The 13,552-nt window shown below is 66.6% G+C and carries 11 protein-coding genes; 5 read left to right on the top strand and 6 right to left on the bottom strand.

What is annotated here, in order from left to right; translation table 11 throughout:
* Positions 1-12: 12 nt before the first annotated feature.
* Positions 13-1,398, bottom strand: coding sequence for an alpha-amylase family glycosyl hydrolase (locus tag QPK27_RS15280; RefSeq protein ID WP_290419116.1), 1,386 nt, complete (start codon positions 1,396-1,398; stop codon positions 13-15).
* A gap of 6 nt (positions 1,399-1,404) precedes the next feature.
* Positions 1,405-4,287, bottom strand: coding sequence for a TonB-dependent receptor (locus QPK27_RS15275; RefSeq protein ID WP_290419115.1), 2,883 nt, complete (start codon positions 4,285-4,287; stop codon positions 1,405-1,407).
* A gap of 148 nt (positions 4,288-4,435) precedes the next feature.
* Here QPK27_RS15275 and QPK27_RS15270 point away from each other — a divergent pair, with 148 nt between their 5' ends.
* Entirely contained in the window at positions 4,436-5,107 is a 672-nt protein-coding gene (locus QPK27_RS15270) for a response regulator transcription factor (protein WP_290419114.1), read from the top strand.
* Between the two features lie 43 nt (positions 5,108-5,150).
* Positions 5,151-6,485 (top strand): ATP-binding protein, encoded by a 1,335-nt coding sequence (locus QPK27_RS15265; RefSeq protein ID WP_290419113.1) that lies wholly within the window; start codon positions 5,151-5,153, stop codon positions 6,483-6,485.
* A 17-nt stretch (positions 6,486-6,502) separates the two neighbouring features.
* On the opposite strand, the gene QPK27_RS15260 is transcribed toward QPK27_RS15265, so the two are convergent.
* On the bottom strand, positions 6,503-7,402 hold the full coding sequence (locus QPK27_RS15260; protein WP_290419112.1) for an alpha/beta fold hydrolase: 900 nt from the start codon (positions 7,400-7,402) through the stop codon (positions 6,503-6,505).
* Positions 7,403-7,522: 120 nt separating this feature from the next.
* Here QPK27_RS15260 and QPK27_RS15255 point away from each other — a divergent pair, with 120 nt between their 5' ends.
* Positions 7,523-7,777, top strand: coding sequence for a hypothetical protein (locus tag QPK27_RS15255; protein WP_290419111.1), 255 nt, complete (start codon positions 7,523-7,525; stop codon positions 7,775-7,777).
* 25 nt (positions 7,778-7,802) lie between these two features.
* On the opposite strand, the gene QPK27_RS15250 is transcribed toward QPK27_RS15255, so the two are convergent.
* The 3 genes from QPK27_RS15250 to QPK27_RS15240 all read right to left on the bottom strand — a co-directional run bounded on the left by QPK27_RS15250 (position 7,803) and on the right by QPK27_RS15240 (position 9,809).
* The gene (locus QPK27_RS15250; RefSeq protein ID WP_290419110.1) at positions 7,803-8,300 is read right to left on the bottom strand and encodes a hypothetical protein; all 498 of its coding nucleotides are present in this window, start codon (positions 8,298-8,300) and stop codon (positions 7,803-7,805) included.
* A 121-nt stretch (positions 8,301-8,421) separates the two neighbouring features.
* On the bottom strand, positions 8,422-8,901 hold the full coding sequence (locus QPK27_RS15245) for an AtaL-like protein (protein WP_290419109.1): 480 nt from the start codon (positions 8,899-8,901) through the stop codon (positions 8,422-8,424).
* A 29-nt stretch (positions 8,902-8,930) separates the two neighbouring features.
* On the bottom strand, positions 8,931-9,809 hold the full coding sequence (locus QPK27_RS15240) for an SDR family oxidoreductase (RefSeq protein WP_290419108.1): 879 nt from the start codon (positions 9,807-9,809) through the stop codon (positions 8,931-8,933).
* Between the two features lie 103 nt (positions 9,810-9,912).
* Here QPK27_RS15240 and QPK27_RS15235 point away from each other — a divergent pair, with 103 nt between their 5' ends.
* Together QPK27_RS15235 and QPK27_RS15230 are read left to right on the top strand one after the other, a co-directional pair.
* Positions 9,913-10,803 carry a LysR family transcriptional regulator gene (locus tag QPK27_RS15235; RefSeq protein WP_290419107.1) on the top strand — a complete coding sequence of 297 codons (891 nt, stop codon included), beginning with the start codon at positions 9,913-9,915 and terminating at the stop codon, positions 10,801-10,803.
* Between the two features lie 173 nt (positions 10,804-10,976).
* Positions 10,977-13,484 (top strand): TonB-dependent siderophore receptor, encoded by a 2,508-nt coding sequence (locus QPK27_RS15230; RefSeq protein ID WP_290419106.1) that lies wholly within the window; start codon positions 10,977-10,979, stop codon positions 13,482-13,484.
* The last annotated feature ends 68 nt before the right edge of the window (positions 13,485-13,552 follow it).

Here is a 13,552-nt window from a genome sequence, read left to right as displayed (position 1 = left end):
CTTGACTGCTCCTTATTTCACCAGCACCCGGTAACTCCAGGGCGCCATTTCAAAACTGCTGTTGCCATCCACCGTCACCTGCGCTCCGTTTGCGAAGTCGCGATAGGCGCCATGGTGCACGGCCTTGTCGAACGTCGCCTTCGCCGGCTTGTCCGACAGATTGAGTGCGACGAACACCTTGTCCTTGCCGTTGTCGCGCACGAAGCTGATCACCTGCTTCGGCAGCTTGTTCGGCACCTGCACCATCGGCGCGCCGAACTCGCCGTTCCACAGCGCCGTGTTCGATTTCTTGAGCGCGACCAGCTTCTTGTACAGGTCGAGATAGGGCGACGCCTGCCATTCGATCGGGTCGCGCTCGAAGAACGCCAGGCGCTTGCGGTTGCCCGCCTCCTGGCCGTTGTAAATCAGGGGCATGCCTTCGCTGACGAAGCTGAACACGATCGCCGCATCCACTGCCGGCCCGAACGACTCGAACTCGGTGCCGTCCCAGGCGTTCTTGTCGTGGTTGGTGGTGTACAGCATGCGGTAGGCCTGGCGCGGATAGAACTTGCCGTTCCAGGCGTAGTACACGTGCATGCGGGTGGCGTCGGCCTTGCCCCGGGCGATATCGTGCAGCGCGTCCCACCAGGTCCAGGCGTAGCTGGCGTCAAAAGCGTCGCGGTGCAGGTCGCGGCTTTCCCATTCGGCCAGCATGAACACCGGCTTGATGGCGCGCAGCTCGCGGCTGGCGTTGTCCCAGAAGTCCTGCGGCACCAGGCCGGCGGCGTCGACCCGGAAGCCGTCGATGCCGGCGTCGCGCACCCAGTACTTCATGGCGTCCGTCATGTAGCGCCGCAGCTCGGGCTTGCCGTAATCGAGGTCGATGATGTCGTCCCAGTTGAACCACGGGGTCGGATGCGGCTTGCCGTCGGCGTCGCGCGCGTACCAGTCCGGGTGCTGGGTCATCAAGAGGTTGTCCCACGACGTATGGTTGCCGACCCAGTCGATGATCACGCGCATGCCCAGCGCATGGGCGCGCTCGACAAAGCCTTTGAAATCTTCCAACGTGCCCAGCTCCGGATTGACGGCGCGGAAGTCGCGCACCGCGTACGGGCTGCCGAGCGAACCCTTGCGCTTGACTTCACCGATCGGGTGGATCGGCATCAGCCACAGGATGCCGACGCCCAGCTCCTTCAGGCGCGGCAGCTGCGCGGTGGCGGCCCTGAACGTACCCTCTTTCGTGAACTGGCGCGTGTTGATCTGATACAGCGTGGCGTTGCGGGTCCAGTCGGCGTGCTGGAACTGCACGTACGGTTTCGGCTGGTCCTGCGGCAGCGCTGCTGCAGCTGCCGCATGGGCGAACTGCGCGCCGGACACCAGCAGCAGGGACAGCAGCGCGCGTGAAAGCTTAATCTTCATCGGTGCTCAAAACTTGTAGTTGAGGCCAGCCGAATAGGTGCGGCCGAAGGTGACGGTGTTGGTGATCACGTTCGGATCGCTCGTGTACTCGCGGAACGGCTCGTTGGTCAGGTTGTGCCCCTGCAGGAACACCGACCAGCCCTTCAGCATGCCGCCCTGGAATTCGTACGAGGCCTGGGCGTCGGCGATGGTCTCGCCCTTGATGAAGGTGAACTGCGATTCGCTGCGATAGTCCAGGATCTGGCCGATGAAGCTGGAGCGTTTATATGCCGCCAGCGAGATCTGCACGCCGTTCTTCTCGTAGTACAGGCGCAGGCTGGTCACGTTTTTTGAAAGGCCCGGCAGGCCGATCGAGCTGACCGCGCCGTTGAATACCGGCGCATTGCTCGGGTTGACGAAGCCGCTCACCGGCAGGTTGACCGAGGAATCGGTGTAGGAGTGCGCGGCCTGGATGCCGAAGCCGTCCAGCGCATTGGCCAGCATCGAGAACGGCAAATTCACCGACAGCTCGATGCCGCGCATATTGCCGCCTTTGGTGTTGGTCGGCGTGGTCAGCACGCCGACCGTCGAACCGGCGTAGGCGCCGGTGGTCGGCAGCGGCGTATTGGCGCTGACGAACGGCGCGAAGTCGAACTGGCGCGGCGCGTTGATCACGTAGTTGTCGAGCTTCTTGTAGAAGCCGGCCACGCTGACGTAGCCCTTCTTGCCGAAGTATTTTTCGTACGACAGGTCGAGCGCGGTCGCTTCATACGGTTTGAGTTCCGGGTTGCCCGAGAAGCCGGTCAAGGAAGGATCGAGCTCGGTCGCGCTCTGCAGGCCGAAGTTCATGCTGGCCTTCAGGTTGTCCAGGTTGGCGCGCGAGATCTGCTTGCCGGCGCCCAGGCGCACTACCTGGTCGTTGCCGACGTCGAAGGTCAGGTTCACGCTCGGCAGCACGCTGGTGTAGTCGGTACCGCCGGTCTTGATCGACGACGGGCAGGTGGCGGCCGAATTGCCGGAGCAGTTCTGCAGGTCGACCTGGTTGCCGGCCGCGCGCTGGCGGGTGTCGACGAACTGCACGCCGATGTTACCCGTGTACGGCACCGAGAGCACCTCGCCCGCCAGCTCGCCCATCAGGTAGGCGGTGGTGACTTTCTCGCCCACGGTCCAGTCGCGCGCCAGCACGGTGGCGTCGACCCAGCGGTTCATGTCGTAGATCGTGCCCAGGGTGCCGGTCGGGTCGAAGGCGGCCACCGGGATGCCGGTCGGGCCGGCCAGTTCGATGGCGCTGCCGGGAATCGTCGCGCTGGCGTAGCCGTCGCCGTTGCGGATCGACAGGCGGCCCTCTTCGCCCAGGCGCGACTTGTCGCGCTTCGTGTAGTTGACGCCGACGCGCACGCCGGCCAGCGGGCCGAGTTCCAGGTCGCGCGCCGCTTCCAGGCGGATCGCCTGCACCTTGTCGTCGATGGTCGGCAAACTCAGGTAACCGGCCTGCGGCGACAGCGGACCGCCGCCCCAGCCGGCGACGTCGGTCAGCAGGGCGACGTTGCGGTCCGCATAGTTCAGGCTCGGCACGTAGCGCACGGCGTTGAAGTTGCTGCCGTTGAAGCCCGAATAGGTGATCGATCCGAGCTGGCTTTCCGGCGTGTTGCCCGGCTGGCCGGCGATGGTTTCGTAGTTGCTGAGGCGCTTGGTGCCCTTCGAGTACGACAGGTCGTTGGTGATGCGCCAGTCGCCGACCTTCAGTTCGTTGTTCACGCCGACCGACAGCAGCCGGTCCTTGCTCGAGAACATATGGTTGCGCACGTCGCCCTTGTAGTTGCTGAAGGTGCCGGCGGTCACCAAGCCGTTCTCGATCGTGGCGTCGGTGAGCACCGCGTTCGGATCGTAGATGCCGGTGCCGCCGACGATGGCACCTTCGATGCCGGTCTTCTTGGTCGCTTCCTCGCCGCGCGAATAAAACAGGTCGGCGGTGGAGCGGAACTTGTCGTTGGGGCGGAACTGCAGCGTCACCGAGGCGCCATCGCGTTCGCTCTTGCGGCGCGAGGTCTCGGCCATGAAGCCGTTGATGGCCTGGACCGTCTGGCCGTTGTACTCGATCGGCGAGGTGGCCGCGCCCCAGCTGTCGAATTTCAGTTCGCCGCCGTTGTCCTGCTTGAATGAAGTGAGGCCGACCGACAGGCCGAGCTTGCGGCCGAAGTACTGGTCGACATAGGTCAGCGTCTTGCGGTGGCCCGAGCCGAGGTCGGATCCCGAACCGTAGCCAATGCGCTCCTTGCGCGCATTGGCGGCCAACATGCGTTTGCCGAAGTCGAGCGGGCGCAGGGTGCGCAGGTCGATGGTCGAGGCCAGGCCCTGGCCGACCAGGCTGGCGTCCGGCGTTTTATACACCAGCACACTGCCGGTGAGTTCGGACGGGAACAGGTCGAATTCGGGGCTGCGCGCATCGCTGGTGGAGGCCTGTTCGCGCCCGTTCAGGAGCGAGCCGTTGAAGGTCGGCGACATGCCGCGCACCGACACTTCGGTGGCCTTGCCATTGACCTTGCTGCGCTGGGTGGTAACGCCCGACAGGCGCGAGATCGACTGCGCCACGGTGGTGTCGGGCAGCTTGCCGATGTCTTCGGCTGATACCGCCTCGACGATCGAGGTGGCGTTGCGCTTGATCGAGATCGCCGCCTCGATGCCGCGCCGGATGCCGGACACGTTCACGGTCGCCACCGGTGCCTGCTGATCCTGGACGATGCTGGTCACGGCGGGCTTGTTGCCCTGTTCCATGTCCTTTTCTTCAGTGGCGGTATGCGCCTGCTGCGCGTGGGCGCTGGACAGGCCGACGATCAGCAGCGCGCAGGCGCCGGCGAGTGGATGCAATAGGAAAGGCTGGCGGCGCGTGCGGTCACGGCGGGTCGTCATGGTGGTCTCCTGATTTTATAATTGTCCAGCTCATCGTCTGGTGCGTGCGATAGTCCGCTATCGCCCGCGCGTGGTCAACGCGACAACTAAAGCGAATCTGAAGATAGCGCGTCGCGCCCGCGCCACAACGCGCTAGTAAAATGGGTGCATGAAGATATTGATGATCGAGGACGACCTCGCGATCGGCCAGGCTTTGCTGTCCGTGTTCCAGGACGAAGGCCACACCGCGGTCTGGCTGCGCCTGGCCGCCGACGTGCTGGCGCGCGTGCGCCAGGAACCATTCGACGCCGTGGTGCTGGACCTGAACCTGCCCGACGGCGACGGCAACGAGCTGCTGCGCGCCCTGCGTCTTGACGGCGTGCGGTTGCCGGTATTGATCATCAGCGCGCGCGACAGTCTGCAAGACCGTCTGAAAGGTTTCGACCTGGGCGCCGACGACTACCTGATCAAGCCGTTCGAGATCCCCGAACTGCTGGTGCGCCTGCGCGCCATGGTGCGCCGCAGCCACGGCGCGATCGAGGAAAACCTGTGGCAGGCGGGCGACGTGGTGCTCGACGAGAACCGCATGCTGGTCACGCGCGCCGGCCAGGCGGTGACGCTGTCGAAGACCGAATTCGCGCTGCTGCTCACGCTCATGAAGCAGGCCAACCGGGTGCTGACGCGGGTCGAGCTGGAGCGGCGCGCCCTGCCCTGCGCGGATGGACATAGTGGCCAGAGCCAGACCCTGGACGTTCACATCTTCAACCTGCGCAAGAAGATCGGCGAAGGCGTGATCCGTACCGTGCGCGGGGTCGGCTACATGGTGCAGCGCAATGCTTAGAACAGGTAGGGCACTCAGGCAGCCGTCGCTGTTCCGGCGCCTGATGTTCAGTTTCAGCGGCGTGCTGCTGGCGTTCGCGCTGGCGGGCATCGTGTGGGCCTTCTACGAAGCCAAGGCCACCCAGCGCATGCGCACCAACAGCGAGAACAAGGCGCATGCGCTCAACATGCTGGCCCACCTGAGCGACCTGGCCGACCGGCCGCAGCGCATGGTGCCGGTGCTGCAAACCATCGAAAACAACCGCCGGCAGATGTTCCGCGAACTCGATTACCACTCGCACGTGCGGGTGCGGGTCTGGCACGACGGACGGCTGGTCTACAACTCAATGCCGGAGCTGCCCGACATGCTGCCCGAGCGCGCCACGTCCGACGCCTACGCCTGGGTGCGCGCGGTCGCGCGCGACGACGCCAAGGGCCTGGTGGTCGAGCGCCAGCACGAAGTCGACGACGAATGGATGCTGACCGTGTGGGGCGTGAGCTTCCTGCTGTCGTCCACCATCTCCAGCCTGCCGCTGCTGCTGATCCCGGCCTGGCTGATCGTCGGCATCGGCCTGCGTCCGCTGCGCTCGATCGCCGGCGCCATCGCGCAGCGCTCGGACGCCGATCTAACGCCGCTGCCCGATTCGACCTACCGCGAGCTGTCTCCCCTGGTCGACGCGATCAACGGCCTGATGCAGCGCCTGAGCCGGCGCATCGAGCACGAACACGAATTCCTGACCGACGCCGCGCACGAACTCAAGACGCCGCTGGCGGCGATCCAGATCAACGCCCACGTGCTGCTGACCCGCTGCGGGGGCGAAGCCGCCGAGCGCTGCGCCGAACCGGCGGCCGGCCTGCGCGCCGGCGTGGCGCGCGCCACCCATACCGTGCATCAGCTGCTGGCGCTGGAGCGCACGCGCGCCGAGCCGCAGGTCGACCAGGATTGTCCGCCGACCGGCGTCGCCGAATTCGTGCGCGACCGGGTGGCGGCGGCGGCGCACCTGGCGGTGCAGCGCAATATCGAGATCGAGTTCCACGCCGACGGCGACGGGGTGCTGCCGCTGCACCTGGAAAGCATGGCGGCGGCGGTCGATAACCTGATCAGCAATGCGATCAAGTATTCGCCGCAGGATGGAACGATTACCGTGCGCCTGACATCGGTCCCTGGCGGGCAGCGGCTGTCGGTGTGCGACCAGGGGCCGGGGATTGCGCCGGAGCTGCGCGCGAAGGTGTTCGAGCGGTTTTATCGCGTGCCGGGGCAGGAGCAGCTGGGTAGCGGTTTGGGCCTGGCGATTGCGGAGCGTGGCGCGGCGAGGAATGGCGGCACGATTGCCTTGTCCAATGGCGAGGGCGGACGCGGGCTGATGGCGACGATCGAGTTTGCGGGTGCGGCGGCGTAATCCGTTAAAGCCTCCCGCTAGCTCGCCATGAAAAACGGCAGCACGTGCTGCAGCAGCGTATCCGGAGCCTCCTCGGCGATGTAGTGCCCGCACGGCAGCCCCTGCCCTGTTACGTCGTCAGCCACGCGTCGCCACTCGGCCAGCGGATCGAAGCAGCGCCCGATCACTCCCTGCTCTCCCCACAGCACCAATAACGGCATCGACAGCTTGCGCCCCGCCTCGCGGTCAGCCCGGTCATGCTCCAGGTCGACCGTCGCCGCCGCCCGATAATCCTCGCACAGCCCGTGCGCCGCCCCCGGCAAGGCCAGGCAGCGCTGATATTCGGCCAGCGCGCGCGGATCGAACGGCGCCAGCCCGGCGCTGCGCTTGCCCATCACGTCGCGCACGTAGGCCGCCGGGTCGGCCTCGATCAGCCGCTCCGGCATGGGCGCCGGCTGGATCAGGAAGAACCAGTGCCAGTAGGCGCGCGCGAACGCTTCCGAAGTCTGCTCGTACATCGCCAGCGTCGGCGCGATATCGAGCAGCGCCAGGCGTTCGACCGCCTGCGGATGGTCGAGCGCCAGCCGGTGCGCGACACGCGCGCCGCGGTCATGCGCCAGCACGCGAAAGGTCTCGAAGCCGAACGAGCGCATCACCGCCAGCACGTCGGCCGCCATGGTGCGCTTGCTGTAGTTGGCATGGTCGGCGTCGCCTGTGGGCTTGGACGAATCGCCATAACCGCGCAGATCGCACGCCACCACCGTGAAGCGTTCGGCCAGCCGCGGCGCGACCCGGTGCCAGATGGCCAGGGTCTGCGGATGGCCGTGCAGCAGCAGCAGCGGCGGGCCCGATCCGCCGACGAGGGCATGGATGCCGATCCCGGCGTCTACGTCGACGCGCACCGACCGAAAACCGGGAAATAAGGACAGCGTCACCATACTCAGCCTTGAGAAAAATCAAACAATGCGAAGAAATCGCAGTGTACACAAGAATAGTTTCTTGCCTTTAGGTTAGGCATTTAACTGCAGCCGGTGGCCGCCATGCCTAGACTGTTGGTTATGAGCCGCCGCCTGGATACCCACACCGCCGAACTGATCGGGATCGCGATCCTGACCCGAGATGCATTCGGCCTCGACCGCGCGCGCCGCTACGCCAGCCTGGCCGGCCTGCCGCCGGACCTGGCTGACAGCGTGCTCTCGCGCCCGTTCGCATCGCTGCGCCGCGTCGACGCCACGCCGGTGCGGGTCGATCGCCGCCGGCACAGCGACAAGCATGTCTCGCATTTGCAGCGGCGCAAGGCCGACTTCAGCTAGCACGCTGTCGCCATCCGGCTGACCGTCATTTTCTTGACCACTGCGCCGTGAACAGGTATTGCTGCGCACATGGCGTGCCTGCGCACAGCGCCGGCTTGTAGCGCTCGCGCAGCAGCACCGCCGTCATATAGTCGGACGTGTTCTTGCCCGGCGTGCTGTACACGTGTGCGGCGGTCGCCTTGCCTGCTGCATCGACGTCGACCACGATGCGCAGCTCGCCGTATTCGCGCAGGTAGTCGCTTGCCTTCATCAGCTGGGTCCAGACACCCTTGATGCCCTCCAGCGGATACGGCGGCTCGTCGCCCTCGCCCATGGCCTCGTAGGGTGCCTTGAGCCTGGCCTGCTGCTCGGCACTCAGTTCGCCATACGGCTTGTCGAATGGGATGTTCGACCGGGCGCCGGAATCCTGCATCCGCGTGCTGCCGAGCGGCCAGTCGGACTTGAGCTGGTATTTGTACTGCGCCTGGCCGGCCACTGTCGGCAGTGCGCAGCACAGGAAGAAGGTCGCGACGAGGAAACGCATGCCTGCTCCGGTCAATGAAAATGCGACTCTAGCATTCGCATGTGGCCGAATGTGCACGCAAAATCACGGGCGCCGCGTGCATGCAGTACGCATGTCCGCGACGCCTGCCCCCCCCCGCTGTTCACGGCGTCAGCCGCCCTTGTGCCAGCAGTTCACGCGTGCGCCTGAGGGTAGACAGCAGCGCGGCGCGGTAGCCCTGGTCGCTGTCCATCATCGCCTGCTCGGCCTGTTCTTCGGGGCCGCCCGGCTGCTTGCCGCGCAGGCCCAGGTAGCAGTAGAAGCGCAGCTGCAGCGCCCCGCTCTCGTCCTCGAACAGCTCGTTGACGATCACGCCTTCGCGCGGGCCGGACGCCTGGAAGAACGATACCTTGTGCTCATGCTCGAAGCCGATGATCTCGCGCAGGTCCTGGCCGCCGATGGTAGCTTCGCGCACGATATGGTCCTCGCCCTCGTGCACCACGTCGCAGCGGGTGCACAGCTTGGGCGGCAGGAACAGCCGCGCATCGCGCGCCTTGAGCACCAGGCCGGTCCAGGCCTGGGCGCGGGTCAGCGGCACTTCGCCTTCCGGATTGACCGGGACGGTGGCAGTCGAATAAATCATGATGACGCTCCTTGTGATGAGTCGATGATTCAGGCCGAGGCGGCGACGCCGGCGGCGAACTCGCGATACGAGTGCAGCGGGCGTCCCAGCATCCTGGTCAGACGTTCGACGTCGCCCGCCTCGGGCCGCATGCCGTCGCTCAGGAAGCGCTCGGCCATCAGGCGCATGTCGTATGCCATCCAGCCCGGCATGAAGTTGCGCAGGTTGCGCTCGAAGCCTTCGACGTCGCCGCCGCCGTAGGCCACCGGGCGCTGCAACGCCTCGGACCAGATCGCGGCGAGGTCAGGACCGCTCAGCGTGTCCGGGCCGACCAGGTTGATGCGCTCGAGCGGCAGCGGCGCAGCCGATTGCTCGCGCCGGATCAATTCGATGGCCGCGATCTCGGCGATGTCGCGCGTATCGACCATGGCCAGTCCCTTCGACCCGACCGGCATCGGATACACCCCGTGGCCGAGCACCACGTCCTTCACGGTCAGGTCGTTGCCGATGAAGTAGGCCGGACGCAGGATGGTGGCGTTGAAGCCCATGCGCTCGATCATGCGTTCGACCCCGAACTTGCCGGCGAAGTGCGGCACGTTCACGTACAGGTCGGCATGGATCACCGACAGGTAGACGATGCGTTCGATGCCGGCCTCGCGCGCCAGGTTCAGCGCCGCCAGCGCCTGGGTGAATTCATCGGGCGTGACGGCGTTGAGCAGGAACAGCGTCGACACGCCCTTGAGGGCGCTGCGCAGCGAATCGACGTCGAGCAGGTCGCCCTTGGCCAGTTCGACGCCGGCCGGCAAGCCCGCTTGCCGGGCCTTGGCGGGATCGCGCACCAGGGCGCGCACATCGGCGCCGCGCTGCACGAGTTGCTGGACGACCTGGCTGCCGACAGTGCCGGTGGCGCCGGTAACGAGGATGGTCATGGTGTTCTCCTTGAGGTGTGGTTGACGGTGAGTTCATGGTAGCCATCCCACCGGTGATCCGATAGACTGCAAATTTGGACACTACGTCTCACAGGTGGAACACATGGATTTGCTTGCCCTCGTCGATTTCAATCTGGTCGCCCGCCATGGCGGCTTCGGACGCGCCGCGCGCGCCAGCGGCCGCCCCAAGGCGACCCTGTCGCGCCGGGTGGCCGACCTGGAAGCGGGCCTCGACCTGCGCCTGTTCGAGCGCGGCGCGCGCACCCTCAAGCTGACCGAGGAAGGCCGCGCCCTGCACCAGCGCAGCGCCGCCCTGCTGGCCGAACTGGACGAGGCCACGGCGATGATCGCTTCGGGGGCCGACCGCCCGCGCGGACGCCTGCGCATCAGCGCGCCGCTGCTGTTCTCTCAGGTCGCGATGGGCAAGCTGGCGGCCGGCTTCGCGCTGCGCTACCCCGAGGTGCGGCTCGAAGTCACCACCGAAGACCGGGCCGTCGACATGGTCGAGGAAGGCTACGACCTGGTGATCCGGGTGAATCCCGATCCGGACGAGAGCCTGGTCGGGCGCATCTTCCTGCGCGACCGGCTGCTGGTGGTGGCCGGCCCGACGCTGGCGCGACCGGATGACGGCAGCGCCGTGCCGGCCGTGGTGCGCGCCGGGCGCGAGCAACCCGCGCAGTGGAAAGTGAAAGGGACGGATGCGGCGCGCATCGCGGTCGATCCGGTGCTGCGCCTGTCGTCCTTGATCATGGTGCGCGACGCCGTGCGCATGGGCGTTGGCGCCGCCGTGCTGCCCGCCTCGCTGGTCAGCCACGATCTGGCCGCCGGAACGCTGGTGCACTGGGCCGATCTCGACATGCCGGATACCGCCCTGTGGGCGCTGTACCCGTCGCGCCGCCTGTTGAACGCGCGCGTATCGGCGTTTCTCGACTATTTGAAACAAGCCTTCCCGCATGGCACGCCGGACGAACTGGCCGCGCACATCGCACCCTGATGCCGCCCGCATGCCAGCGCACCTTACGTGGCCCTGACATTGTGTCAAGTGTTGTAAAGATGCCCTCCGTAGTTACCACGAATTGACACCCAGACAAGTGCTGAGCAGTATGGCCTGGAGGCCAGCGCCTCCCCTTCCCAAGAACGTCGCCGTACATAAAAGGAATCAGCACCATGCAGAGAGCCAGGACGGAAAGAACAGCAGTAGCCCTGGCGATCGCCGCGCTTTGCGCGGGGGTCGCCCAGGCACAGGAAACGACGCAAGCCGCAGCACAATCCACGCCGGCCGCCGCTGACGGCGCCACCGTGGTGGTCACCGGCACCCGGGTGGCCAATCGCACCGCGCTCGACACCACCGCGCCGGTCGACATCATCTCGGCCGAGACCCTCAGGAATGCCGGCAGCACCGAGATGAACCAGGCGCTGGCCGTGGCCCTGCCCTCGCTGAACTTCCCGCGTCCTTCGCTGACCGACGGCACCGACACCATCCGCCCCGCCACCCTGCGCGGCATGGCGCCCGACCAGACGCTGGTGCTGGTCAACTCCAAGCGCCGCCACGCCTCGTCGCTCGTCAACGTCAACGGCTCGATCGGCCGCGGCTCGGCCGCGGTCGACCTCAACACGATCCCGACCGCGATCGTCAAATCGGTCGAGGTGCTGCGCGACGGCGCCGCCGCCCAATACGGCTCGGACGCCATCTCCGGCGTGGTCAACCTGCGCCTGCGCACCGACCGCGACGGCGGCGAAGCGAGCGTGGTCTACGGCGCGCGCAAATCCGAGTACGACCTGTGGAACGACGTGACGCCGGCGGGCGGCACCTGGAGCGGCCCGGATTCGCGCAAGCGCACCGACGGCCAGACCGCCACCGTCAGCCTGTGGAAAGGCCTGGCCTGGGGCGAGAGCGGCTTCGTGACGCTGGCCGCCGAATACCGGGACCAGCACCGCACCGAGCGTGGCGGCTACGACGTGCGCCAGCAGTATCCGCGCGTGAACGGCGCGTTCGACCCGCGCGAAAACACCATCGACCGCTTCAATGCCTGGTATGGCGAGCCGGAGATGGAGCAGGCCACCTTCTTCGCCAACGCCGGCAACAACCTGGGCGGCGGCGTCAAGGTGTATGGCTGGGCGAGCTACCAGGACCGCGACGCCCGTTCGGCCGGCTACTTCCGCCCGGCGCAGGATGCGCGCAACATCATCTCGATCTATCCGGACGGCTTCCTGCCGATCATCGCGCCGACCGTGAAAGACTTCTCGATGACCGGCGGCGTGACCTGGCAGATCGGCGACTGGGACATGGACGCCTCGCTCGGCTACGGCAAGAACAAGATGGAATACACCATCGAGAACACGCTGAATCGCTCGCTCGGGCCGAGCAGCAAGACCGAGTTCTACGCCGGCGGCTACTCGTACGACCAGACCGTGTTCAACCTGACCGGCGTGAAGTCGATCCCGATGGCGGCGCTGTCGTCGCCATTGAACCTGGCGATGGGCGTGGAAGCGCGGCGCGAAGGCTACGAGCTGTTCGCCGGCGAGGAGCAGTCGTACAGCTTCGGCGGCGTGCTGCTGCCGAACGGGACGCCGGCGGCGCCGGGCGCCCAGGTCTTCCCGGGCTTCCGGCCTGCGAATGAAGTCGATGCGCACCGCAACGCGGTCGGCGCCTTCATCGACCTGGAAGCGAACCTGACGCCCGAGCTGCTGGCGTCGGCCGCGGTGCGCGCCGAGCGCTACTCGGACTTCGGCAACAGCCTGGCCGGCAAGCTCGCGCTGCGCTACGACTTCTCGCGCGCCTTCGCGCTGCGCGGCGCGATCCAGAACGGCTTCCGCGCGCCGTCGCCGCAGCAGCAGAACTTCACCTCGACCTCGACCAACTTCATCAACGGCGTGCCGTACGAGATCACCACCTTCAAGCCGGAAGACCCGGTGGCCGTGGCCCTGGGCGCCAAGCCGCTCGACGCCGAGGAATCGGTGAACGCCTCGATCGGCGCGGTGATGCGCTTCGGCGACGTCAGCGTCACGGTGGACGCCTACCGGATCGACATCGACGACCGCATCATCCTGTCCGAGAACCTCACCCAGGCCAACGTGCGCGATTTCATCGCGCGCCAGGGCTTCATCGGCGTGGGCGGCGGGCGCTTCTTCATCAATGGCGTGGACACCACCACCAAGGGCGTGGACGTGGTGATCAACTGGCCGCTCAACACGGCGGGCAGCGGACGCTTCGACTTCACGCTGGCCGGCAACGTGACCGACACCGAAGTGACCCGGGTGCCGGTGACCGAGCAGCTCTCGAGCCTGAGCCCATCGCCGGTGCTGTTCGACCGCCTGAACGTGCTGTCGCTGGAGAAGGGCCAGCCGAAGAACAAGGTCAGCGCCAGCGTCAACTGGAAGCTGGGCCAGTGGGGCGCGACGCTGCGCGCCACCCGCTATGGCGAAGTGCTGTCGCCGGGGACCACGGCGGCGTTCGACTTCGAGCTGGGCGCCAAGACCGTGGTGGACCTGGAAGGACGCTTTGCGGTGACGCCGAAACTGGCGCTGGCGCTGGGGGCCGACAACGTGTTCGACCAGTATCCGGAGACGCTGCCGCCGGCGCTGAATACCACGGGGAATACGCCGTTCTCGAACTACGCGCCGTTCGGGCGCTCGGGGCGGTATATCTATGCGCGGGCGAACTATTCGTTCTGACGTGGCGTAGGGTGCGGGCTCGCGGGTGAGCCGCGGGCCTGCGTGCTAACTTGGGTTCCCGCCTTCGC

The sequence above is a fragment of the Massilia sp. YIM B02443 genome, from assembly GCF_030411955.1.
Taxonomy (GTDB): domain Bacteria; phylum Pseudomonadota; class Gammaproteobacteria; order Burkholderiales; family Burkholderiaceae_D; genus Telluria.
The sequence above is the reverse complement of the archived record's forward strand: the minus strand, read 5'-3'. Positions and strand labels throughout refer to the sequence as shown.

Excerpts from the sequence above, each read along its gene's own strand:
- QPK27_RS15280 (WP_290419116.1), bottom strand. The coding sequence starts at position 1,398 with ATGAAGATTAAGCTTTCACGCGCGCTGCTGTCCCTGCTGCTGGTGTCC.
- QPK27_RS15275 (WP_290419115.1), bottom strand. The coding sequence starts at position 4,287 with ATGACGACCCGCCGTGACCGCACGCGCCGCCAGCCTTTCCTATTGCAT.
- QPK27_RS15270 (WP_290419114.1), top strand. The coding sequence starts at position 4,436 with ATGAAGATATTGATGATCGAGGACGACCTCGCGATCGGCCAGGCTTTG.
- QPK27_RS15265 (WP_290419113.1), top strand. The coding sequence starts at position 5,151 with ATGTTCAGTTTCAGCGGCGTGCTGCTGGCGTTCGCGCTGGCGGGCATC.
- QPK27_RS15260 (WP_290419112.1), bottom strand. The coding sequence starts at position 7,402 with ATGGTGACGCTGTCCTTATTTCCCGGTTTTCGGTCGGTGCGCGTCGAC.
- QPK27_RS15255 (WP_290419111.1), top strand. The coding sequence starts at position 7,523 with ATGAGCCGCCGCCTGGATACCCACACCGCCGAACTGATCGGGATCGCG.
- QPK27_RS15250 (WP_290419110.1), bottom strand. The coding sequence starts at position 8,300 with ATGCGTTTCCTCGTCGCGACCTTCTTCCTGTGCTGCGCACTGCCGACA.
- QPK27_RS15245 (WP_290419109.1), bottom strand. The coding sequence starts at position 8,901 with ATGATTTATTCGACTGCCACCGTCCCGGTCAATCCGGAAGGCGAAGTG.
- QPK27_RS15240 (WP_290419108.1), bottom strand. The coding sequence starts at position 9,809 with ATGACCATCCTCGTTACCGGCGCCACCGGCACTGTCGGCAGCCAGGTC.
- QPK27_RS15235 (WP_290419107.1), top strand. The coding sequence starts at position 9,913 with ATGGATTTGCTTGCCCTCGTCGATTTCAATCTGGTCGCCCGCCATGGC.
- QPK27_RS15230 (WP_290419106.1), top strand. The coding sequence starts at position 10,977 with ATGCAGAGAGCCAGGACGGAAAGAACAGCAGTAGCCCTGGCGATCGCC.